The organism is Consotaella aegiceratis (assembly GCF_036541425.1).
Lineage (GTDB): Bacteria > Pseudomonadota > Alphaproteobacteria > Rhizobiales > Rhizobiaceae > Consotaella > Consotaella aegiceratis.
The window spans coordinates 122,376-145,674 of record NZ_JAZHFT010000009.1; the positions used below are offsets into that span (position 1 = coordinate 122,376).

Here is a 23,299-nt window from a genome sequence, read left to right on the forward strand (position 1 = left end):
GCGTGGGATCGCGCCGGTGATTGAAATCTTCGCCGAAGTCTCCGAGGGTTTCGAGCTCGTGACGACGCGCCTTCTGCCGTTTTTTCCACAAGGGCCATCTCGTCTCTTGCGAAAGAGTCCAGAATTGCGGCACAGACCGACAGGTGTTCCTGCTTGACGTCTCGTCAAGCGATAAAAATAAACGAGATCAGATGCCCAGGTTCCTGCTCTCCCGCATAGCGGTATTGATTCCGACGTTCATCGGCGTCTCGATCGTCGCCTTCGCTTTCATCCGGCTGCTGCCGGGCGACCCCGTCCAGATGCTGGCGGGCGAGCGCGTGGTGTCGCCCGAGCGACATGCGGCGATCATGCACGCGCTCGGCTACGACCAGCCGATCGTCATGCAATATCTGAACTATCTCTGGGGCCTTCTGCACGGCAATTTCGGCACGTCCATCGTGACCAAGCGCGGCGTGCTGGGAGAGTTCTTCACGCTGTTTCCCGCAACCCTGGAACTCTCCTTCTGCGCGATCATCGTCGCCACCGTTCTGGGCGTGCCGGCCGGGATCTTCGCCGCCGTCAAGCGCGGTTCATGGTTCGACCAAAGCGTGATGGGGGCGGCCCTGGTCGGCTATTCGATGCCGATCTTCTGGTGGGGCCTGCTTCTCATCATTCTGTTCTCGGGCGTGCTCGGCTGGACGCCGGTCTCGGGGCGGATCTCGCTGCTCTACTTCTTCCCGCAGGTGACCGGCTTCATGCTGATCGACTCGCTTCTGTCCGGCCAGGATGGAGCGTTCACCTCTGCCGTCTCGCACCTCATTCTGCCGTCGATCGTGCTGGCGACCATTCCGCTCGCGGTGATTGCGCGCCAGACCCGATCGGCCATGCTGGAGGTGCTGAGCGAGGATTATGTGCGCACCGCCAAGGCCAAGGGGCTGCCCCGCACGCGAGTGGTCGGCATCCATGCGCTGCGCAACGCGCTGATCCCGGTGATCACCACGATCGGCCTGCAGGTGGGCGTGCTGATGGCCGGCGCCATCCTGACCGAAACCATCTTTTCCTGGCCCGGCATCGGCAAATGGATGGTCGATAGCGTGTTCAAGCGCGACTATCCGGTGGTGCAGGGCGGCCTTCTCCTGATCGCCATGGTGATCATGTTCGTCAACCTCGTGGTGGATCTGCTGTACGGCGTGATCAATCCGCGCGTCCGAGTCCGCTAGAGAGGTCGGTGCGATGAGCCATATCCAGGCCCAGGAAGCGGAAGAGGGGATCGGCGAGTCGATCCCCGACCGCGCGCCGGCCAAGAGCGTGCGGCGGCAGATGCTCGCCGAATTCTGGTTCTACTTCTCGGAGAACAAGGGCGCCGTTCTGGGCTTGGTCCTGTTCGGCCTGATCGTGCTGATCGCGCTGGCTGCGCCACTGATCGCGCCGCATTCGCCGGTCCTGCAGAACCGCGACGCGCTGCTGCTGCCGCCGTTTTGGGAAGAGGGCGGTCATCTGTCCTATCTTCTCGGAACGGACGCCGTCGGCCGCGACATTCTTTCGCGGCTCATCTTCGGAGCCCGCTACTCGCTGTTCATCGGCATCATCGTCGTCGTCATCGCAGTCACCGTGGGCATCGCCGTCGGCCTGATCGCGGGCTATGTCGGCGGCTGGGTCGACACCGTCATCATGCGCGTCATGGACGTCATCCTGGCGTTTCCGTCGTTGCTCCTGGCACTGGTGCTGGTGGCGATCCTCGGCCCCGGCCTGACCAACGCGATGATCGCCATCGCCCTGGTGCTGCAGCCGCATTTCGTCCGCCTGACCCGCGCCTCGGTGATGTCGGAAAAGCAGCGCGACTACGTCACGGCCGCCCGCGTGGTGGGCGCCAGCCCACTTCGGCTGATGGTCGTCACCATCCTGCCGAACTGCCTGGGGCCGCTGATCGTGCAGGCGACGCTGTCCTTCTCCAACGCCATCCTCGACGCCGCAGCGCTCGGCTTCCTCGGCATGGGCGCACAGCCGCCGACGCCGGAATGGGGCACCATGCTGGCCGAGGCCCGCGAGTTCATCCTGCGCGCCTGGTGGGTCGTGACCTTCCCCGGCGTTGCCATCCTGGTCACCGTACTTGCCATCAACCTCGTCGGCGATGGCCTGCGCGACGCGCTCGATCCGAAGATGAAGCGGAGCTGATGGCCGATGATGGGGACCTGGCTTGGCCCGGTCGTAACGGCGACGCTGATCTCGTCGTTGATCGCGGCGCTAGGCTGGTATGTCAGCTGGCGGACGGCACGCGGCCTGGACCGGCAACGGCGCCAAGAACGCATTGACGATATTCAGACGGCGCTCCTGGCGGAAGTGCGGTCCATCGTCCATCATTTGGACCAATACGACGCTGCCGATCTGATAGGGGAAGTCGAGTCGCGCATGCAGGCCAACAACGGTTATTCACCGTTCATACCTAGGGAACCGCATCCATCGCTGTTCGAGGCAATCTCGGCGGAGATCTCGGTTCTGCCTCGGCGGGTGATCGATCCTGTGGTTCTCTTCTACCGCCAGCAGGAGGTTATCGCGAACTTCGCCGAGGACCTCCGGGGAGGCGACTTTCGTAGCATGCGTAACGAGCAGAAGATCCAGATGATCAAGGACTACCTTCATCTTAAGGAGCACGCCGGACGACTGGGTCACGAAGCGATCAATGCCCTGAAGAGGGAACTGGAAATTGCCCTCAATAGATCGGACGCGGACCGGTAGGGCCGGCGATGGGTTTAGGAGGCTTAGGCTTGGTGGATTCGTTGGTCATGATGCAGAACTCCTCGTCCTTGATGTATGATATCAGAAATCGGCTTTGAAGAGCATGTCCCTTCTGACCATCCGCAATCTCTCCGTCACCTTCGAGACCGCATCGGGGCCGTTCCGTGCCGTGGACGGCGTCGACATGACCATCGATCCCGGGGAGGTACTCGGCATCGTCGGCGAGTCCGGGTCCGGCAAGTCGGTCGCCATGCTGGGACTTATGGGCCTGCTGCCGAACACCGCGACGGTAACGGCGGACCAGATCTCCTTCGAAGGCCGCGACATGCTGGCCATGGGCGAGCGCGAGCGCCGCAGGATCATCGGCCGCGAGATCGCGATGATCTTTCAGGAGCCGATCGCCAGCCTCAATCCGTGTTTCACGGCGGGCTTCCAGATCGGCGAGGCGCTGAGCACCCATCTCGGGCTGCGCGGCAAGGAGCGGCGGGACCGCACCATCGAGCTCCTGCGCCAAGTCGGCATTCCCGAGCCGGAGCGGCGCATGAACGCCTTCCCGCATCAGCTCTCGGGCGGCATGAGCCAGCGCGTGATGATCGCCATGGCGATCGCCTGCGAGCCGAAGCTGCTGATCGCCGACGAGCCGACCACCGCGCTCGACGTCACCATCCAGGCCCAGATCCTCGATCTTCTGCTCGACCTCCAGCGCGAGCGCGGCATGGCCATGGTGCTGATCACCCACGACATGGGCGTCATCGCCGAGACGGCGGAGCGCGTGGTCGTGCAGTATGCCGGCCAGCAGGTAGAGCGCCAGAGCGTCGCCGGCCTGTTCGAGACGCCGCGTCACCCCTACACCTCGGCGCTGCTGGCTGCGATGCCGGAGCGGGCGCGGGGCGGGCGCCTGCCGACCATTCCCGGCGTCGTGCCGGGGCAGGGCGATAGGCCCGACGGCTGTCTGTTCAACCCGCGCTGTCCGAAGGCCGACGACCGCTGCCGGACCATCGTGCCGCCGCGCCAGCCCCCCGAACTGGGCGAGGCGCTCTGTCACTATCCCGTGGGCGCCGATCCGCGGCGGCCCGAGGCGAGGCCGTCGGGCAACGAGGCGATGGCCGTAGCAGGAGACGCCCGATGAGCGCGATCGTCACCGCCGACAATCTGAGCCAGATCTACGAGCTCAAACGCGGCATGTTCGAGAAGCCGCTGGCGCTGAAGGCCGTCAAGGAGGCGAGCTTCGTCGTCGAAGAGGGCGAGACCCTGGCGATCGTAGGCGAGTCCGGCTGCGGCAAGTCCACCTTGGCGCGCATGCTGACCATGATCGAGATCCCGACCGAGGGCGAGCTGACGATCGACGGCATCCGCCTCGACCGGGGCGGCGCCGACGTGAAGAAGCTGCGCTCCACCGTTCAGATCGTCTTCCAGAACCCTTATGGCGCGCTCAATCCGCGTCAGAAGGTAGGCTCGATCCTCGAAGAGCCCTTGAAGATCAACACAGACATGCCTGCAGCCGAGCGGCGGGCGCGGGCGGAGAAGACCCTGGCCGAGGTCGGTCTGCGGCCCGAGCACTATCACCGCTACCCGCACATGTTCTCAGGCGGCCAGCGCCAGCGCATCGCGATCGCTCGGGCGATCATGCTGCAGCCGAAGATCCTGGTGCTCGACGAGCCGGTCTCGGCTCTCGACGTGTCGATCCAGGCACAGATTCTCAACCTGCTCGCGGATCTGCAATCGGAGCTGGGGTTGACCTACATCTTCATCAGCCACGACCTGTCCGTGGTGCGGCACGTCGCGACGCGGGTCATGGTGATGTATCTCGGCCGCCCGGTGGAAATCGCCCCGGTCGAGTCGCTCTACGCTGAAGCGCTTCATCCCTATACACGGGCGCTGCTTGCGGCGACGCCGGCCGCGCGACCCGGCCGTCGCGGCCAGCGCGAGCGCCTGTCGGGCGAGCTGCCGTCGCCGATCAACCCGCCGCCGGGATGCTCCTTCAATCCGCGCTGCCCCCTCGCCAACGATCGCTGCCGGTCCGAGCGACCCGAACTGATCCAGCACGCCGCGACATCGGTCGCTTGCCACGCCGTGGAAGAGGGCCGGTTGCCGCCACCGGATGCCGCGATCGTCGAGCGCCACGCCGCGGCCTGACCCGGCGGGCGCCGGTTGCGCCCTTGTTCGCTACAACGCGATAGCAGCGGTGTTCTTGATTTCCTCCATCACCGCATAGGTGTGGGTCTCGCGCACGCCGGGCATCGACAGGATCGCGTCCGACAGGAAGGAACGATAGGCCTCCATGTCCTTGATCCGCGCCTTGACCAGATAGTCGAAGCCGCCCGCAACCATATGGCATTCCATGATGTCGGGATTGGCCTTGGCGGCCATCGCGAAGTCGGCGAAAACGTCGTTCGAGGTGCGCTCCAGCTTCACCTCGACGAACACGATGAGCCCCCGGCCGAGCTTGTCCGGCGACAGCCGGGCGGCATAGCCCAGGATATAGCCGTCGCGCGTCAGGCGTTTCACGCGCTCGGCCGTCGCCGTCGGCGACAGATGCACGCGCTCGGACAGCTCGAGATTGGTCAGCCTGCCGTTGCCTTGCAGTTCCCGGAGGATTCTGCGGTCTTTTTCATCAGGCTCTGTCATTGCGGCGGAGAAAGCCTTGTTCCGGCGTGTAAGTCGCTAAGATTATGACGTAGTTTGGTGAGAAATTCACCCGGCTCTGTGGCTATCCTTCATGCGATCCAGCAAGGAGTTTGCCCATGACCGAAATGCCGCCCCCATTCGCCGCGCCCTATGCGCCGAGCGATGAGAAGGCCGTCTCCAACCTCCTGCGGCAGGCGGCACGCCTTCCCTATGACCGCGCGGCGGTGGAGGCGCGCGCGGGCGCCCTGATCAAAGGCATCCGCAAGAAGGCGAAGGGGATCGGCGCGGTCGAGGATTTTATGCGCGAGTTCGGCCTCTCGACGCGCGAAGGCCTCGCCCTGATGATCTTGGCCGAGGCGCTTTTGCGGGTGCCCGACCCGGCGACCCAGGATCGCCTGATCGAGGACAAGATCGGCGCCGGCGGCTGGGAGGCCCGCGAACGCGGCCGTGACGACCCGCTGTTGGTCGCCGCCTCGGCCTGGGCGCTCGGCGTCACCGCGCGCGTAATCCGTCCCGGAGAGTCGCCGGGCGGTGTCATCCGCTCGCTGGTCAAGCGGCTGGGGGCTCCCACCGTGCGCACGGCGACGCGCCAGGCCATGCGTTTCCTGGGCCGCCAGTTCGTGCTGGCCGAAACGATCGAGGACGCGCTCGGCCGCGCCCGCGGGCTGGAGCAGAAAGGCTATCGCCATTCCTACGACATGCTCGGCGAGGGCGCGCGCACGGCCGAGGATGCCGAGCGCCACTTCCGGGCGTATTCGCATGCCATCGAGGCGATCGGCCAGCGCGCCGGCAAAGCGCCGCTGCCGGGCCGGCCGGGCATCTCGGTCAAGCTCTCGGCGCTGCACCAGCGCTATCTCGCGGTCAAGCACGACCGCGTCATGCAGGAGCTGGTGCCGCGCCTCGCCAGCCTCGCCGAGCAGGCCCGCCGCCACCAACTGAACCTGACGGTCGACGCCGAGGAGGCGGATCGGCTGGAGCTGTCGCTCGACGTCATCGACGCGGTGGTCAAAGGCAGCGACTTTTCCGGCTGGGACGGCTTCGGCCTCGCCGTCCAGGCCTACCAGAAGCGGGCTCCGGCCGTGATCGAGCATATCGACCGGCTGGCCGAGGCGGCCGGCCTCCGCATGATGGTGCGTCTGGTGAAGGGCGCCTACTGGGACACCGAGATCAAGCGCGCGCAGGAGCGCGGGATCGACGGCTTCCCGCTATTCACCCGCAAGGCCGCCACCGACCTTTGCTATACGGTGGTCGCCAAGGCGATGCTCGACCGGCGCGACCGGCTCTACCTCCAGTTCGCGACCCACAATGCGCTCACCGTCGCCACCGTGCTGGAACTGGCCGGCGGAGACCTCACCGGCTTCGAATTCCAGCGCCTGCACGGCATGAGCGAATCGCTCTACGAGACGCTGCTTGACGAGGGCACGGCCGTTCCATGTCGGGTCTATGCGCCCGTTGGCAACTATCGCGACCTGTTGGCCTATCTGGTTCGGCGGCTTCTGGAGAATGGGGCGAACTCCTCCTTCGTTTCCCAGGTCGGCGACGACGACGTGCCGGTCGAGGCGCTGCTCAAGCATCCGCAGGACATCCTGGCGGGCAAGCCGGCCGCCAACCCCAACATCAGCCTGCCGCTCGAGATCTTTCCCGATCGCAGGAATTCGACGGGCGTCGAGTTCGGCGATCGCAAGGCATTGGCCGGACTGCTTGCCGAACGCGATCGGGGTGAGATCGTCGGGCTGACCGCGCGCTGCGGCGCGTCCGGTATCGCCGGTACGCCCATCGACGTTCGCTCGCCCGTCGACGGTTCGGTCCTGGGAACCAGTCACGTGTTGTCCGCCGACGAGGCGCGGCGGCTGGTGGATTTGGCGAAACGGCAGGTGCAGGCGGCCGACCGCTGGCCGGCCGCTGCGCGCGCGGCGGCGCTCCGCAAGGCGGCCGATCTGATGGAAGCCGATCGCGGCCGCCTCCTGAAGCTGCTTGCCCGGGAGGCCGGCAAGACCATCGACGACGCCATTGCCGAATTGCGCGAGGCCGTCGATTTCTGCCGCTTCTATGCGGGCGAGGCCGAGCGGCTGTTCTCGGCCCCACACCCCATGCCGGGGCCGACGGGAGAAGAAAACCGGCTTCTCTATCGTTCGCGCGGCGTGGCCGTCGCCATTTCGCCTTGGAACTTTCCGCTGGCGATCTTTACGGGCCAAGTGGCGGCGGCGCTGGCGGCCGGCAACGTGGTGATCGCCAAGCCGGCGGAGCAGACGCCGCTGATCGCTGCGGCGGCCGTCGACATTCTGCATCGCGCCGGCTTCGGCAAGGAGACGCTCTATCTGGCGCCGGGCGACGGGGAGACCGGAGCAGCGCTTACCGCTCATCCGGCGACGGCTCTCGTCGCCTTCACTGGATCCACCGAAACGGCCTTCGCCATCAACCGGTCGCTTGCCGCCCGCGATGCGCCGATCGCGCCGTTGATTGCGGAAACCGGCGGCATCAATGCCATGATCGTCGATGCGACCGCGCTGCCGGAGCAGGTTGCCGACGACGTCATGACGTCCGCCTTCCGTTCGGCCGGCCAGCGCTGCTCGGCGCTGCGGCTGCTCTTCGTCCAGGACGATGTGGCCGACCGGATGATCGAGATGATCGTCGGCGCTGCGGCCGAATTGGCGTTGGGCGATCCATTGGATCCGGCGACCGATATCGGGCCGGTGATCGACGCCACCCAGCTCTCCATGTTGCAGGACCACGTCGCGCGGATGCGGCGGGAGCAGACGGTTGCCTTCTCCGGCTCTCTGCCGCCCGTTCTTCCGGCCTCCGGCCACTGGTTTGCGCCGCAGATCGTGGAACTCGACCGGCCGGGCGCGCTCGACCGAGAGGTGTTCGGACCGGTTCTCCATGTCGTGCGCTGGAAGGCGGGCGAACTCGACAAGGTCTGCGCGGCGATCGAGGCGACGGGGTATGGCCTGACGCTCGGCATCCATAGCCGCATCGACGAGACGATCCGCAAGATCAGCGAGCGCGTGACCGTCGGCAACGTCTACGTCAACCGCAACATCATCGGCGCCATCGTCGGCTCGCAACCCTTCGGCGGCTCGGGCCTGTCCGGCACCGGCCCGAAGGCCGGCGGGCCGAATTACGTCGCGCGGTTCGCGCGCGAGCAGGTGATCTCGACGAACACGGCGGCGGCCGGCGGCAATGCCAGCCTTGTCGCCATGGGAGAGGGATGAGCCGGGAGGCTCCGCGGACCGGCGTAAGGTCCGCACCAGACTCTTGTGAGAAAAAGACGTTGTCGTTCAAGCAGTAAGCCGTCGGGCTTCCTCCTCCCAACCCGCGGTTCATGCAACGACTGACGCGATAGGCCGGAGTCGACGACCCTCCCACGTCGATGACCGTGCGGACGCAAGACGGCCCGGGTGATCCGATCGCCCGGGCCGATTCAATGTCCGTGTTCGGGACCGCGCGCTGACCGCCAAAGATAGAGGCCAAGTCCGGCCGCGACGATGCCCGCCGCAATGAAGGCGCTGGCATTGCTCGCGAGTTCGGCGATTTCGCTCACGTAGTTGCCGAAGACCAGCCCCAGGCCGACATAGAGGGCGACCCAGACCAGCTCTCCCGCCACCCCGAACGCGGTAAACCGCAGCCATCGCATGCTCATGCTGCCGGCGATGAGATTGACGTATGGGCCAAGCGGGCTCGCCAGCCAGCGACTGAAGAACACGCCGGGGCCGCCGCGGCTCCCGACCAGCGTCTTTGCCCTTTCGATCGGCTCTTGCAGGCTTTCGTGCCTGACGAGGTAGGCGATCAGATAGCCGCCGACGGTCCGTCCCAGGAAGAACCCGATCTGGTCGCCCAGAACCGCCGCGGCGAGACAGCCGAGCGCGATGGTGCCCAGGTCGAACTCTCCGGCTCCGATCAGCGAGCCGGACACCAGCATCAGCAGAGACGAAGGAACCGGCAGGCCAAGGCAGCTCGCCGCAACGACGGCCATCACCAGCGGCGCCCCGTGCGAGACGGCCAGGGCGAGCAGCTCATCGCTCATGCGGTCGAGCCTCGCGCAGTCGTTCGAGAGCGGCGGCGAATTCGGCATTCAAGGCGTCGAAGGTGATCCCCCGGTCGTCAGCGATGTCGCGAAGCGTCAACGGCCGTCCCTGGCGGCGCCGCTCTCCGTGCTGAAGCCCGACGACATCGGCCAGACGGTCCGGCGGAACGTCGTAGGAATGCGCCACGTAGCCGACGGTCATCCAGGGTTCCAACGGCTGGTCGATGTGACGCGGATCGCTCCAGTAGGCGTGCCAATACAGCGACAGCACCACGATCCGCACGGCAAAGAAGACGGCCACGCCCAACGCCGCGAGAAACACCACCGAGGCCAGTCGATGCTCGTGCCATAGCCGGGAAAGTGTCCTCATCGTCGCTCGTGCGTCCTTCGATAGCCGATCGGGTCTGCCTATCTCGACATCCACTTTCGCCCGGCAGCCGGATTGGACCATCGCGGTTGGCCGGTATGGTCGCGGCGCCACGCCGGCAAGTCCAGGCGTCTAGGAATTCAAATTGTAACCGAGCGTATCCATCGCCGGTGTGCGGCACGATGGCATCGACTGCAGGCTTGGCGGTTGCCGTTGCGCTTTCACCGGGTCGCACGATAGTTGGCGCGGCCGGATGCCGTCACTATGCTTCGGGCCACCACGAGATGTACGCGAAGGATTCAGGATGGTCGAATTCAAGTCCGATATCGAGATCGCACGGCAGACGCGGGCCAAGCCCATCGCCGAGATCGCCGCAAAGCTCGATATCCCGGCCGAGCATCTCATTCCCTACGGACACGACAAGGCCAAGATTTCCGATGGGTTCGTCAACAGCCTCGGGGGAAACCGCGACGGCAAGCTGGTGCTGGTGACCGCGATCAACCCGACGCCCGCGGGCGAGGGCAAGACCACCACGACGATCGGCCTGGGAGACGCTCTGGCGCGGACCGGCCACCGGGTCGCGATCTGCCTGCGCGAGGCCTCGCTCGGGCCCTGTTTCGGCCAGAAGGGCGGAGCGACCGGCGGGGGCCGGGCGCAGGTGATCCCGATGGAGGATATCAACCTCCATTTCACCGGCGACTTTCACGCCATTACCAGCGCGCACAACCTGCTGGCGGCGATGGTCGACAACCACGTCCATTGGGGCAATGCTCTCGGCATCGATCCGCGCCGCATCGCCTGGCGCCGCGTCATGGACGTCAACGACCGGGCGTTGCGCCAGCTCGTCGCCGGGCTCGGCGGGCCGGGCAACGGCTATGCGCGAGAAACCGGCTTCGACATCACGGCCGCCTCGGAGATCATGGCGATCCTCTGCCTCACCGACGATCGCAAGGATCTCGAACGGCGCCTCGGCAACATCGTCGTCGCGGCTCGTTTCGATCGCACGCCGGTGTTCGCTCGCGAGTTGCAGGCGGAGGGGGCGATGGCCGTTCTCCTGCGCGATGCCATCCAGCCGAACCTGGTGCAGACACTGGAACATACGCCGGTGCTCATCCATGGTGGCCCCTTCGCCAACATCGCCCATGGCTGCAACTCGGTCATCGCGACCCGGACGGCGCTGAAACTGGCCGACGTCGTCGTCACCGAAGCCGGATTTGGTGCCGATCTCGGCGCCGAGAAGTTCTTCGACATCAAATGCCGTCAGGCGGGTCTCGCAGCGGACGCCGCCGTCATCGTCGCCACGGTGCGCGCGATGAAGCTGAACGGCGGCGCGACGCTCGCCGATCTCGACAAGGAGGACGTCGGCTTGGTCGAGGCCGGTTGCGCCAATCTGGGGCGCCACATCGAGAACGTTCGCCAGTACGGCGTCCCCGTGGCCGTGGCGATCAATCATTTCCATACCGATACCGATGCGGAGATCGCCGCTTTGCGGACCTATGCGCAGTCCATGGGGGCCGAAGCGGTCGTCTGCCGTCACTGGGCCCATGGATCGGAAGGCGCGATCGAGCTCGCCGAGACGGTGACACGGATTCTGGAGACGGAGAAGGCGGATTTCGCTCCGATCTATTCCAACGACGCCCCGCTATTCGACAAGATCGAGACCGTCGTCCGGCGCATCTATCGCGGCGAGGGCGTGGTCGCGAGCAAATCGGTGCTGGCACAATTGCAGCGGTGGCAGGACGAGGGCTACGGCCATCTGCCGGTGTGCCTGGCCAAGACGCAATATTCGTTTTCCACGGACCCCACGCTGGTCGGAGCGCCGGAAGGCCATGTCGTGCCGGTGCGCGAGGTGAGGCTCGCCGCCGGCGCCGGTTTCGTCGTGGCGGTCTGCGGCGACATGCTGACGATGCCGGGCCTGCCCCGACGGCCGGCCGCCGAGCGGATCCGCTTGAGCGAAACGGGCGAGATCGACGGGCTGTCTTAGGGCATTGGACGCGGGCTAACCTTCTTCGAAGTGGGTCTCCGGCAGGAACTGATAGAGCCAGGTCTCCGTCAGGGTTTCTTCCCCCTTCTTCAGATAAAGGCGGATATCGACGGGCTCGGCTCCCCAGCACTGCAGGTCGAACATCGCGCGCCAGCCCGTGCCGACCTTGATGGAGTAGCTGTCGAGCTGCGAGACGGTGCCGCGCGAGGCCGTAACCACCGCCTCCACATCGTCATTCTCCCGATCGATCAGGGCGATAGGCCCTCCGTCGAAGTCGACCACGATCTTGGTAGTGCCTTTCGGACGAGGTTGCCCCGGAATTCCGCCGCGGCCAAGCCGCGTTGCGACGACATGCCCGAGTTCGGAGGGATGCGGCTCGTCGTTTGCCCAGGTCAGGCGATAGTCGAGAGCAATCGCGTCGCCTTTGCCGACGGGTTTGTCGGACACCCAATAGGCGGCGATGTTGTCGTGGATCTCGTCGTCCGTCGGTATCTCGACCAGTTGCACCTCGCCGGGGCCCCAGTCGCCCTTGGGCTCGACCCAGACGCTGGCGCGCTTGTTGTAGAAGACGCCGTCGTCCTCATAGTTGGCGAAATCCCGATCGCGCTGCAGCAGGCCGAACCCCTTGGGTCCGTTGTCCGAAAAGCTCGACGTGATCACCACCGAGGGATTGTTGAGCGGACGCCACAGCCGCTCTCCGGCGCCTGTCCAGATCGCCAGGCCGTCGGAATCGTGGATTTCCGGCCGCCAGTCGACCCGTCGGCCACGATCGGTCTCCGAAAACCAGAACATAGAGGTCAGCGGCGCCAGCCCGACGCGGTCGATGGCGTCACGCGCGAAAAAGCGGGCGGTGATGTCCATGACGATCGGTCCGTCCTTGGCCACGTCCATCATGAAGGCGCCGGTCAACCGTCGGCTGTTCATCAGGCAGTGGACGACGAGCTGGCCGCTCTCGGAGGGCGCGAGATAGAAATCGGTGAAGCGGGGAAATTCTTCGGGCGTCGGCATGGCGACGTCGAGCGCCACCGCGCGAGCCGACATTCCGTACTGGCCCTGCTGCCCCGCCGTGCGGAAATACGCCGCGCCGAGGAAGGACAGCCAATCGGCGTCCGATCCGACGTCGAGCACGCGGAAGCCGGCAAAGCCGATGTCGTCGGGAAGCTGGCGGGCCGGGCTGTCGGCGGGCATCTCGAACAGGTCGCGATGGTAGATCAGCCTCTGCGACTGGTTGCCGCTGACCAGATGGATGTCGACCGGAAGCTTGAAGTAGCGACCGAGATGGAACATGCGGATCGGCGCCTGCCCGCCGTCCACTTCGAGCGTCGCTTCAGGGCGATATTTGATCCGCCAATGTTGGTCGTAGTCGATCCGGTCGAGAACGGCGTCGTCACGCACGACCTCGGGCACATAGGGGCGCTCGGCCATCGCCCGGGCCTCGGCCATCAGTCCGTCGAACGAGAAGGGTTGTGCCGCCTCGAACGAAAGCGCGCGAGCGGTGGCCGCCTGGGCATGGCCGGATTTCGGAATCAGGCCGAGCGCGGTCAATGCGGCGATGAAGTCACGTCGATTGATGTCGGGCATGAAAGTGTCTTCAGGAAACGGGACACCGGAAGGTCCAACCAATCCGGCGGCACTAGCCTCGGGATGTTATGTTGCGGTGCAACATATTCCTAGGTGGCTAAAGGACAAGACCCTGTTTTATCGAAGAGCGGTAACCTGGCGGGGCACGTTCGCCGATGTCTTTGGCGAGCAATCCATTTCCGGCAAAAAAACTGCGACCTTGCGGACTTTGTCCCTTCATCATGGCGAAGAGACGGCCGCGAGACCAAACGCCGGTCGAATGGTCCGCGTTGCCGGCCCCGACACTCAGGCATGGACTTGGGGTGCCGGCAGCCGGATTTCTGCCCGCAACCCGCCTCCGGGCCGGTTGGCGAGCGTCACGGTGCCGCCATGGCTTTGAACGATGCCGCGCGTCGTTGCCAAGCCCAGTCCCATACCCCCTGTGTCGCGGCTGCGGGAACTTTCCAGCCGGACGAAGGGCTGAAACGCCTCTTCGACCTGATCGACAGGCAGACCCGGGCCGTCGTCGTCCACGGTGATCGTCGGCTCGCCATCCGGAGCGGAAAGTCTCAGAACCGCGCGGCTGCCATAGCGCACGGCATTGTCGACGAGGTTCGAGATCGCCCGCTTCATCGCAACGGGGCGGCAGGCATAAGGAACGGAGGCACTGTCCGCGACGACGACGTCGGCGTCGGCCAGCACGAAGTCGTCGGCGACCGACGATACGATCGCAGCGAGATCGACCTGTTCGGTCGTCTCCTCGATGGCCTCGGCGCGCGTGAGGTTCAGCGTGGCCTCGGCCATTGCCGCCATCTCGTCGATCGTCGCCACGATGGTGGCGCGCGTATCTTCGTCTTCGATGAATTCTGCCTTGAGCCGCAGCGTCGTCAGCGGCGTGCGCAGATCGTGGCTGATCGCCCCGAGCAATCGCAGCCGGTCGGCGACGAAACGCCCAAGCCGCTCCTGCATGAGATTGAAGGCTCGGCTTGCCGCCGCTACCTCGGCCGGGCCCGTCACGGCCAGCGGGGCCACGGCTTCGCCGCGCCCGAGCCGATCTGCCGCCTGGGCCAGCACGCGCAACGAGCGTGTCTGGAAGCGCACCGTAGCGGCCACGACCAGTGCCACCGCGGCAGACGAAAGCAGGAAGGAGAGCAGGGTCAGCTGTCCCCAATCGTTCGGGGTCGAGACCGCATTGCTGACGGCGAGCCACTGGCCGCTTTGGATCGGAACCGCCATTTCGACCGAACTGTCGGGCGCCCGGAGGGCGAGCCAGGACGGACTGCCCATCTCATGCGCCATCCGGCCGAGACCCATGCCCGCCCCCATCCCCATCCCCAGGCCGCGCCCCCACCCCATGCCATGGCCTTGCATCTCGCTCCCGCCGCTGGGCGCCTCCGTCGCGGCCGCGGCGCAGAAGGTCGTATGCTCGGCGATCCCCTCGACGGCGACGACCGGCACGTTGTCGCCCACAGCGATGAACTCACCTGCCAGAATGTCGGCGAGCTGGCGTTCGGCTTTCGTCATCTCGGCGCTCGCGATCGGCGGTCGCTCGAGAAGCCGGGCGCAGGTTTGAGGGGAATGAAAGGACGCGACCAATGCCGCTCGTTCGCCGGATGGGGACGCCGCCAGCAGCCGGGCGAGTGTGATCGTTTGAGTCAGCGCCTGGCCGTGCAGCATTGCCTTTACGACGGCATCCTGCTCGTCGCGGACGACGAAGATCAGCACGAGTTGCGCGGCGGCCAGGGTGGCGACGATCAGCACCGCGAGGCGCGCCGCCAGGCTTTTCGGCCACAGGCGGATCATGAGGCTTCTTCGACCGGCGCGGCAAAGGTATAGCCGTTGCCCCAGACGGTCTTGATCAGCTTCGGGTGCTGCGGATCGCGTTCGATGCGGCGGCGCAGCCGGCTGACGAGGTTATCGATGCTGCGGTCGAAGACGCGGGCCGACCGGCCTGCGGTGATATCGAGGATCTGGTCGCGGGTGAGCACCTCGCCGGGCCGCTGGATGAGGGTGAGGAGGAGGCGGAACTCCGCGGTTCCCAGGGCAATATCCTCGCCGTGTTCGTCGAACAGCGTGTGGCGTTGCGGGTCGAGCGTCCAGCGGTCGAAACGGTAACGGACCGGTTCGCGCGCCTTGGCCGGAGCCGCAGCCGAGGAAACCCGGCGAAGGATGGCGCGGATGCGTGCCAGTAGTTCCCGCGGGTTGAAGGGCTTGGTCAGATAGTCGTCGGCGCCGAGTTCCAGGCCGACGATGCGGTCGGTGTCCTCCGAGACCGCGGTCAGCAGGATGATGGGAATGTCGCCGTCCTGGCGCAGGCCGCGGCACAGCGACAGGCCATCCTCGCCCGGCATCATGATGTCGAGGACGATGAGGTCGATGGCGGCGGCATGCATGACCTGTCGCATGGCGACGCCGCCATTGGCCACGCTCACGCGCATGCCGTTCTTTTCCAGATACTTGGCCAGAAGCTCGCGGATTTCGCGATGGTCGTCGACGACGAGGATGTGTGGCGTCCGTTCCATTCCCGATGTTCCGCGATGTCGTGATCCTGTTCGGCTGACGGCGGCACCGTCGCGCCGATCGCTGGGCAAGTCCAGAGTGGTTGCGGCGACAAAAATGTAACCAGATCTGTCGCGCCCCGGCCTGGTGACATCTCGACACCAAACCGGTCGCCAGCGGCAAACTTCGATACCGCCCGATCTCTATCTTCTGCGTGAAGGCCGGTCGCGAACCGACACTTCATGAAACACCGGAAAACATGGCCCAGCGGGCCAAGGTTTTCCTCGTCAGGAGGTTAAGGATATGAAACGCATAGTGTTGGGTGTTGCCGCGCTGGCCGCCGCCGCGGTCGTCGTTCCGGCGGTGGCGCAGCCCTTCGGATACGGCTGGAATTCGAATGCCGGTCAGGGGTGGGTGCAAAACGGCTACGGCCCGGGCGCCATGATGGGCTTTGGCCGGAGTGGTGCGATGATGGGACGCGGCGGCCCCGGACACGCCGCCATGATGGGCTCCGGATGGGGCGGCCCAATGATGGGCCGTGGCGGCCAGGGGGCCGGCACGATGATGGGCTGGACAGAGACGATGCGCCCAGGCGCCGGCCGGTTCATGACCGTCGACGCCGATCAGGACGGGATCGTCACCGCCGAGGAAGCCGCGTCCGCCGCCGATCAGGTCTTCGCCGCCATGGATGCCGACGATGACGGCAACCTGACGCGGGACGAATACATGGCGGTGCGCATGGGGCCGCAGACGGGCTGGAACCAGGTGCGCCAGTCGGAACGGCAGACGAGCAAGGCCGACCGGTTCGATGCTCTGGATACCGATCATGACGAGCAGCTGAGCCGCGACGAGTTCATCGGCGGCAGCCAGGCGCATTTCGAGGCGGCCGACGGCGACAAGGACGGCCGGGTGACGCCCTGGGAATTTCGCCGCAGCGCGTGGAACTGAGCCGGCCGCGCAAATTTCCGTTGCCCTGGGCTGCCGTCTCGGCTATCGGTCGTAGCATGAACACGACGATCCTCATCAACGGTTGGTGGCGCGTTCGCTTATAGCGGCCGAACCATCACGCATGGGATCATGAGATCGAAGGCCGCCTCGGACATCCGGCGGCCTTTTTTCGTATTCGCCGGTTCATCCGGGGCCTGATCAGGGTAGCTGAGCCATGGCATTGGAAGACTTGGAGAGCGGCGCGGAACGCTATGTCACCAAGGGCGGCGTCGCGGTCACGCGTCGCCGCGAGGACGTGATCTATGACGGGGCGATCGAGCCGTATCTCGATCGCCTGGATCGTCGGCGTGGCGCGGTGTTCTCGTCCAACTACGAGTTTCCCGGCCGCTATACCCGTTGGGACACCGCGATCGTCGATCCGCCCGTGGCGGTGACGGCGGTCGGCCGGACCATGCGGATCGAGGCGCTGAACCCGCGCGGCGAGATCCTCCTCGGCTTCATCGCCGGCGTGCTGGACGATCATCCGGACGTCGCTGGAGCGGTGACGACGTCGCAGCGTATCGATCTCACGGTCAAGAAGCCGGACCGGCCCTTCACCGAAGAAGAGCGCTCGCGCGTGCCGACGGTGTTCTCGGTGCTGCGCGCCATCACCGAGCTTTTCCACGCCGAAGAGGATAGCGATCTCGGGCTCTATGGCGCTTTCGGCTACGATCTCGCCTTCCAGTTCGATCCGGTTCGCGAATATTTGGAGCGCCCGGCCAGCCAGCGCGATCTCGTCCTTTATCTGCCCGACGAGATCCTGATGGTCGATCACTATTCGGCCCGCGCCTATGTCGAGCGCTACGACTTCGCCAAGGGCGAACGCACGACGGCGGGGCTCGCGCGGGGCGGATCGGACGCGCCGTTCGTCCACTCCGACGCGGTGCCGCCGCGCGGCGACCACCGGCCGGGCGAATATGCCGACCTCGTGCGCGTCGCCAAGGAGAAGTTCGTGCGCGGCGACCTCTTCGAGGTTGTGCCGGGTCAGACCTTCTACGAGCGCTGCAACAGCGAGCCGTCGGAGATTTCGCGGCGTCTGAAGACGATCAATCCTTCGCCCTATTCCTTCTTTATCAATCTCGGCGACAACGAGTTCCTGATCGGCGCCTCGCCGGAGATGTTCGTGCGGGTGTCCGGGCGGCGGGTCGAGACCTGCCCGATCTCCGGCACGATCCGCAGGGGCGACGATGCGATCTCCGATTCCGAGCAGATCATCAAGCTGCTCAACTCCAAGAAGGACGAATCCGAGCTTACCATGTGCTCGGACGTCGATCGCAACGACAAGAGCCGGGTGTGCGAGCCGGGCTCCGTCAAGGTGATCGGGCGGCGTCAGATCGAGATGTACTCGCGTCTGATCCATACGGTCGACCACATCGAGGGCCGGCTGCGCGAGGGGATGGACGCCTTCGACGCGTTTCTGTCGCACGCCTGGGCCGTCACCGTCACCGGCGCGCCGAAGCTCTGGGCCATGCGCTTCATCGAGCAGCACGAGAAGAGCCCGCGCGCCTGGTATGGCGGTGCCGTCGGGATGATCCACTTCAACGGCGACATGAACACCGGGCTGACGCTGCGCACCATCCGGCTGAAGGATGGGATCGCGGAAGTGCGCGCCGGGGCGACGCTGCTCTTCGACAGCAATCCCGAAGAGGAGGAGGCCGAGACCGAGCTCAAGGCCTCGGCTCTTCTGGCCGCGATCCGTGAGGCGGGAGCCTCCAACGCCGCCGTTGCCGCGCGCACTGGGGCCAAAGTGGGCGAGGGGCTGAAGATCCTGCTCGTCGACCACGAGGACTCCTTCGTCCACACGCTCGCCAACTACTTCCGTCAGACGGGGGCCGAGGTCAGCACGGTTCGCACCCCGGTGCCCGACGAGATCTTCGACCGGATCGCGCCCGACCTCGTCGTCTTGTCACCGGGACCGGGAACGCCGACGGATTTCGATTGCAAGGCGACGATCCGCGCGGCGCGCGCCCGCGGCGCTCCGATCTTCGGCGTCTGTCTGGGGCTTCAGGCACTGGCCGAGGCCTACGGCGGAACCTTGCGCCAGCTCCGCGTGCCGATGCACGGCAAGCCGTCACGCGTGCGCATCGCGCAGCCCGGCATCATCTTTTCGGGGCTGCCCAAGGAGGTCACGGTCGGCCGCTATCATTCGATCATCGCCGATCCGGTGCGTCTGCCGAGCGATTTCGACGTCACGGCCGAGACCGACGACGGGGTCGTCATGGCGTTCGAGCACCGAACCGAGCCGGTCGCGGCCGTGCAGTTTCATCCCGAATCGATCATGTCGCTGGGCGGCCAGGCCGGCATGAGAATGGTCGAGAACGTCGTCGCCCATCTGGCGCGGCGGTCTCGCGAAAAGGCAGCCTGAGCAGAGTGGGTAACGTGTTCTACCATCTGACGTTGGAATTTCGCGATCGAACGACTTCGAGCGCCCCGACGCGGACTGTTCCGCTCAGAGGCGTCTAGGGCGCGCCCGGACGGATGCCAACCAGGACATCAGCCCTGATGCAGCGGGTGGCGCTCGGCTCGATCGCAGTCTCGCTGGTCGTCATGGCCCTGAAATATTGGGCCTATGCGGTCACCGGATCGGTGGCGTTCCTGTCGGACGCGCTGGAGTCGATCGTCAACCTGGTGACGGCCGTCATCGCCTTGTGGGCCATCCGGGTCAGCTACAAGCCCGCCGACAAGGACCATCCGTTCGGCCACCACAAGGCCGAGTATTTCTCGGCCGTGGTGGAAGGCGTGCTGATCGTCGTGGCGGCGCTGCTCATCTTCCAGGAGGCCTGGGAAGCATGGGCGACCCCGCGCACACTCGATGCCCCCGTCACGGGCATGGCGATCAATGCCCTGGCGACGTTGCTCAACCTCGGTTGGGCGCTGTTCCTGATCCGTCAGGGTCGAAGGCGGCGCTCGCCGGCATTGGCGGCCGACGGGCGGCATTTGATGGCCGACGTCGTCACCTCCGTCGGCGTCCTCGCGGGCCTCGCCCTGGCGACCGTCACCGGCTGGCTGTTCCTGGATCCGCTGATGGCCGCGCTGGTGGCGGTGAACATTCTGCGCGAGGGCTACAACGTCGTCATCAGCTCGCTCAGCGGGCTGATGGATCAGGCGATCGATCCGGTCGAAGAGCTGCAGATGCGCGATATCATCTCGCACAACGCCGACGGCGCCATCGAGGTGCACGACCTCAGGACGCGACTGGCCGGCCGCGCCATCTTCATCGAATTTCACCTGGTCGTGCCCGAGGCGATGAGCGTCGGCAAGGCGCACGACATCTGCGATCGGGTGGAGGATGCCCTCAAGGCTGCCTTCCAGGGCGCCCGGGTGCTCATCCATGTGGAGCCCGAGGCCGAGGCCAAGCAGACGGGCATTCCTGTCCTGTGACGCATAGGTCGTTCGTCGGCCCGTGGTCGGAGGCGCCGAGGTGCAGGTTGCTCCCCTTTCGATGAGGCTTGAATTCGAGCAAAAATCGGCTAATTTGCCGCGTCATGACATCCATGAACGCCTCTTTGCCGATTTTTGACGCGCCCGGTGCGCGCGGCCTTTGCGTTCTTCCGCTTTCCAGCCTTCTTCTCGGCCTTAGCGGCGACCGTCGGACCCGTTGATCAAGGGGCGGCCGGCGGTCGATGAGGCCGTTCAAGTGCCCAGCCCCTGCGCTTTACAACTCAAGTGAAATCCGGGAAGACCGGCGCGGCAACGTGAGCCAGAAGGCTTTGCGCGCCGGCCGACCCAAGAGCGAACAGGGTTCTCTCATGTCCGACACTCCCGCCGTCATGGCCAACGCCGCACGCAAATACCAACCGTATCCCCAGGTCGATCTGCCGGACCGGCGCTGGCCGGGCCAGACCATCGCCAAGGCGCCGATCTGGTGCTCCGTCGACTTGCGCGACGGCAACCAGGCGCTGGTCGATCCGATGGGCCACGAAAAGAAGGCCCGCTTTTTCTCGCTCCTCAAGGCGATGAACTTCAAGGAGATCGAGATCGGTTTCCCCTCGGCCTCCCAGACTGATTTCGATTTCGCCCGCTGGTGCGTCGAGGAGGGCGATGCGCCGGAGGACGTATCGCTCCAGGTGCTGGTCCAGTGCCGGCCGGAGCTGATCCGCAGAACGTTCGAAGCTCTCGAGGGCGCCAGGCAGCCGATTGTCCATTTCTACAATTCGACCAGCGAATTGCAGCGCCGCGTGGTGTTCCAGAAGGATCGCCAGGGCATCAAGCAGATCGCCACGGACGCAGCCAAGATGGTGACGGATATGGCGGCCGCGGCAGGCGGCGGCTTCCGTTTCGAATATTCGCCCGAGAGCTTCACCGGCACGGAGCTCGATTTCGCCTTGGAGATCTGCAACGCGGTCGCCGAGATCGTACAGCCGACGGCCGACAACAAGCTGATCATCAATCTGCCGGCCACGGTCGAGATGGCCACCCCCAACGTCCATGCCGATCAGATCGAGTGGATGTGCCGCAATCTCGACAACCGCGAGAATCTGATCGTCTCGCTGCATCCCCATAACGACCGTGGCACGGCGATCGCGGCGACCGAACTCGGGCTGTTGGCCGGAGCCGACCGCGTCGAGGGCACGTTGTTCGGCAACGGCGAGCGCACCGGCAATGTCGATATCGTCACGCTGGCGCTGAACATGTACACCCAGGGGATCGATCCGGGCCTCGACGTCTCCGACATCACGCGGATCCGTGACGTCTACGAGCACTGCAATCAGCTCGCGATTCCGGAGCGCCACCCCTATGTGGGCGAGTTGGTCTACACCGCCTTCTCCGGCTCCCATCAGGATGCCATCAACAAGGGCATGAAGGCGATCAAGAGCTCCAACAAGGAACTCTGGGAGGTTCCCTACCTGCCGATCGATCCGCGTGACGTCGGCCGCAGTTACGAGGCGATCATCCGCATCAATTCGCAGTCGGGCAAGGGCGGCATCGCCTATGTGCTCAATGCAGACTACGGGCTCAACCTGCCGCGCAACCTGCAGATCGAATTCCGCGACGACATTCAGCGCATCACCGACGAGGAGGGCAAGGAGCTTCCGTCGAAGCGCATCCACCAGCGCTTTCTCGAGCTCTATGTCGAGCAGCCGGGCGCGCGCCTGAAGTTCGTGGACCACTTCACGCGGCCCAATCCGGACGTGCGCGGCCAGCGCTTTCTGGAGGCGACGATCCTCGACAACGGCGTCGAGACGGCGATCCATGGCGTCGGCACCGGCCCGATCGACGGCTTTGTCGACGCGCTGTCGCGCTATCTCGGCGTGGCCATGTCGGTGGCCGACTATTCGGAACACTCGCTGCAGCGCGGCTCCGATGCCACGGCGATCTCCTATATGGAGATCGAACATCCCGGAGGGCGCCTGTTCGGTGCGGGGATCAATCACAACATCGTCTCGGCCTCGCTGGAGGCGATCGTCGCCGCCGCCAACCGCATCGTCGGCGGGATCGCCGGCTGACGTCGGCCAGCCAGCCGTCATCGAGGCGTTGGCGCAGGCATCCGTGCCATTGATCGTCCGCCATCGTCATCGCGGGGCGGACGATCAATGAGCGGCGCGATGCGTTCAAGCGTCGCCCAAGTTTTGCGTCACAAGATGGGCTCGTCGCGGCGTCTCGGCGCCGCAGCTTGCCGGCCGGTGTGGCCTGCAGGCCATTCCTTCTTGCGATCCGGAGCCTTATGGTTAACAAAACGCTAAGACGCGATTGCCACGAGGCACCGATGGCCGAAACCACTCCGAACGCGACCCCGCGCTCTGAATCGCGGCGCCTTGCCGATGCGGTCCGTGCTGCCAAGATCGCCGCCGCCCAGCGCTCCGACGTCGTCGTCGACATCCGCGAGGCCGATCGTGCGCGCCTCGAGATCCTGATGGAGCAGTTGCAGCCGCTGATCGAGGAAGTGCCGGCCGACGACGAATATTTCGACTTCGCGCTGTCCGGCGGGCCGCAACCCAAATTCTGGGTCGACGCGACGGCCCACGTCATGATGGCACGCGATCGGCGCACCTATCGCTTCGTCCGCGAGACGCGTCTGGGGCGCGTGACGCTCGCCGAATCGCAGGAGCCGCGTGCCATCGTCGATCGCGTGACCGACTACGTCGCCGAGCGGATCGTGGAGCGGGAGAAGGCGTTTGCGGCCATGGACGGGCTCGGCGAACGGCTGGCCGAACGGGCGACGCAGGGGCGCGTTCCGCACGGCGAGCCGATCCGGCCGATCCCCTCGGCCACCCGTCCGAAATCGACCGATTTCGTCATTGCCGTGACCTGGATGGTCATCGGCATTGTCGTCGGCGTGGGCGCCCTTTATGCCTTCGCCGCTTGGCAGGGCCTGGTTCCGAACTGAGGCGAGTTGAGCCAGCCTCTCCGCATCCGAGCGAAGCAACCTAGAGCGGGATGGCTATAGGCGGAATCGGGCTGGGATTCCCTGGGGGCTGGAAATGTGATTCACCATACGGGCTGGAGTTGGAGGCCAGCACGGATGGCGCGACCCTATTCGATGGATTTGCGAGCTCGGGTGGTTTCGGCGGTGCTGGAGGGCGGTCTGTCGCGC

The 23,299-nt window shown here is 65.6% G+C and carries 18 protein-coding genes; 12 read left to right on the plus strand and 6 right to left on the minus strand.

Features of this window, described 5'->3' with window-relative positions; all coding sequences use genetic code 11:
• Nucleotides 1-191: 191 nt before the first annotated feature.
• The 5 genes from SMD10_RS08945 to SMD10_RS08965 all read left to right on the plus strand — a co-directional run bounded on the left by SMD10_RS08945 (nucleotide 192) and on the right by SMD10_RS08965 (nucleotide 4,851).
• Nucleotides 192-1,199 carry an ABC transporter permease subunit gene (locus SMD10_RS08945; protein WP_331685333.1) on the plus strand — a complete coding sequence of 336 codons (1,008 nt, stop codon included), beginning with the start codon at nucleotides 192-194 and terminating at the stop codon, nucleotides 1,197-1,199.
• Between the two features lie 100 nt (nucleotides 1,200-1,299).
• Complete coding sequence (locus tag SMD10_RS08950; protein WP_331685353.1) at nucleotides 1,300-2,154, plus strand: ABC transporter permease subunit; 855 nt, start codon at nucleotides 1,300-1,302, stop codon at nucleotides 2,152-2,154.
• A gap of 6 nt (nucleotides 2,155-2,160) precedes the next feature.
• Complete coding sequence (locus tag SMD10_RS08955; RefSeq protein ID WP_331685334.1) at nucleotides 2,161-2,715, plus strand: hypothetical protein; 555 nt, start codon at nucleotides 2,161-2,163, stop codon at nucleotides 2,713-2,715.
• 103 nt (nucleotides 2,716-2,818) lie between these two features.
• On the plus strand, nucleotides 2,819-3,844 hold the full coding sequence (locus SMD10_RS08960; RefSeq protein ID WP_331685335.1) for an ABC transporter ATP-binding protein: 1,026 nt from the start codon (nucleotides 2,819-2,821) through the stop codon (nucleotides 3,842-3,844).
• Nucleotides 3,841-4,851: a dipeptide ABC transporter ATP-binding protein gene (locus tag SMD10_RS08965; RefSeq protein ID WP_331685336.1), complete on the plus strand. Its 1,011-nt coding sequence runs from the start codon at nucleotides 3,841-3,843 to the stop codon at nucleotides 4,849-4,851. The genes SMD10_RS08960 and SMD10_RS08965 overlap by 4 nt, the downstream gene beginning before the upstream one ends.
• 30 nt (nucleotides 4,852-4,881) lie before the next feature.
• Here the strand turns inward: SMD10_RS08965 and SMD10_RS08970 are convergent, their stop codons facing one another.
• Entirely contained in the window at nucleotides 4,882-5,343 is a 462-nt protein-coding gene (locus SMD10_RS08970; RefSeq protein WP_331685337.1) for an Lrp/AsnC ligand binding domain-containing protein, read from the minus strand.
• Nucleotides 5,344-5,468: 125 nt separating this feature from the next.
• Here SMD10_RS08970 and putA point away from each other — a divergent pair, with 125 nt between their 5' ends.
• The gene (gene putA, locus SMD10_RS08975) at nucleotides 5,469-8,555 is read left to right on the plus strand and encodes a bifunctional proline dehydrogenase/L-glutamate gamma-semialdehyde dehydrogenase PutA (RefSeq protein WP_331685354.1); all 3,087 of its coding nucleotides are present in this window, start codon (nucleotides 5,469-5,471) and stop codon (nucleotides 8,553-8,555) included.
• Nucleotides 8,556-8,764: 209 nt separating this feature from the next.
• Here the strand turns inward: putA and SMD10_RS08980 are convergent, their stop codons facing one another.
• Together SMD10_RS08980 and SMD10_RS08985 are read right to left on the minus strand one after the other, a co-directional pair.
• The gene (locus SMD10_RS08980; protein WP_331685338.1) at nucleotides 8,765-9,367 is read right to left on the minus strand and encodes a DedA family protein; all 603 of its coding nucleotides are present in this window, start codon (nucleotides 9,365-9,367) and stop codon (nucleotides 8,765-8,767) included.
• Nucleotides 9,357-9,737, minus strand: a complete 381-nt coding sequence (locus SMD10_RS08985) for a hypothetical protein (RefSeq protein WP_331685339.1) — start codon at nucleotides 9,735-9,737, stop codon at nucleotides 9,357-9,359. Before SMD10_RS08985 ends, SMD10_RS08980 begins: the two co-directional genes overlap by 11 nt.
• 301 nt (nucleotides 9,738-10,038) lie before the next feature.
• On the opposite strand from SMD10_RS08985, the gene SMD10_RS08990 reads away from it, so the two are divergent.
• The gene (locus tag SMD10_RS08990; protein ID WP_331685340.1) at nucleotides 10,039-11,718 is read left to right on the plus strand and encodes a formate--tetrahydrofolate ligase; all 1,680 of its coding nucleotides are present in this window, start codon (nucleotides 10,039-10,041) and stop codon (nucleotides 11,716-11,718) included.
• A 15-nt stretch (nucleotides 11,719-11,733) separates the two neighbouring features.
• On the opposite strand, the gene SMD10_RS08995 is transcribed toward SMD10_RS08990, so the two are convergent.
• The 3 genes from SMD10_RS08995 to SMD10_RS09005 form a co-directional block, all read right to left on the minus strand.
• A complete protein-coding gene (locus tag SMD10_RS08995; protein WP_331685341.1) occupies nucleotides 11,734-13,299 on the minus strand; it encodes an OpgD/OpgG family glucan biosynthesis protein in 1,566 nt (521 codons plus the stop codon).
• Between the two features lie 285 nt (nucleotides 13,300-13,584).
• Entirely contained in the window at nucleotides 13,585-15,081 is a 1,497-nt protein-coding gene (locus SMD10_RS09000) for an ATP-binding protein (protein ID WP_331685342.1), read from the minus strand.
• Nucleotides 15,078-15,800 carry a response regulator gene (locus SMD10_RS09005; protein ID WP_331685343.1) on the minus strand — a complete coding sequence of 241 codons (723 nt, stop codon included), beginning with the start codon at nucleotides 15,798-15,800 and terminating at the stop codon, nucleotides 15,078-15,080. Before SMD10_RS09005 ends, SMD10_RS09000 begins: the two co-directional genes overlap by 4 nt.
• Nucleotides 15,801-16,080: 280 nt before the next feature.
• Here SMD10_RS09005 and SMD10_RS09010 point away from each other — a divergent pair, with 280 nt between their 5' ends.
• The 5 genes from SMD10_RS09010 to SMD10_RS09030 all read left to right on the plus strand — a co-directional run bounded on the left by SMD10_RS09010 (nucleotide 16,081) and on the right by SMD10_RS09030 (nucleotide 23,092).
• A complete protein-coding gene (locus tag SMD10_RS09010) occupies nucleotides 16,081-16,725 on the plus strand; it encodes an EF-hand domain-containing protein (protein ID WP_331685344.1) in 645 nt (214 codons plus the stop codon).
• Nucleotides 16,726-16,939: 214 nt separating this feature from the next.
• On the plus strand, nucleotides 16,940-19,129 hold the full coding sequence (locus SMD10_RS09015; RefSeq protein WP_331685345.1) for an anthranilate synthase: 2,190 nt from the start codon (nucleotides 16,940-16,942) through the stop codon (nucleotides 19,127-19,129).
• Nucleotides 19,130-19,242: 113 nt separating this feature from the next.
• Nucleotides 19,243-20,145, plus strand: coding sequence for a cation diffusion facilitator family transporter (locus tag SMD10_RS09020; RefSeq protein ID WP_331685346.1), 903 nt, complete (start codon nucleotides 19,243-19,245; stop codon nucleotides 20,143-20,145).
• 389 nt (nucleotides 20,146-20,534) lie between these two features.
• The gene (gene leuA / locus SMD10_RS09025; RefSeq protein ID WP_331685355.1) at nucleotides 20,535-22,211 is read left to right on the plus strand and encodes a 2-isopropylmalate synthase; all 1,677 of its coding nucleotides are present in this window, start codon (nucleotides 20,535-20,537) and stop codon (nucleotides 22,209-22,211) included.
• A gap of 260 nt (nucleotides 22,212-22,471) precedes the next feature.
• On the plus strand, nucleotides 22,472-23,092 hold the full coding sequence (locus tag SMD10_RS09030) for a hypothetical protein (RefSeq protein WP_331685347.1): 621 nt from the start codon (nucleotides 22,472-22,474) through the stop codon (nucleotides 23,090-23,092).
• Nucleotides 23,093-23,299: the final 207 nt, after the last annotated feature.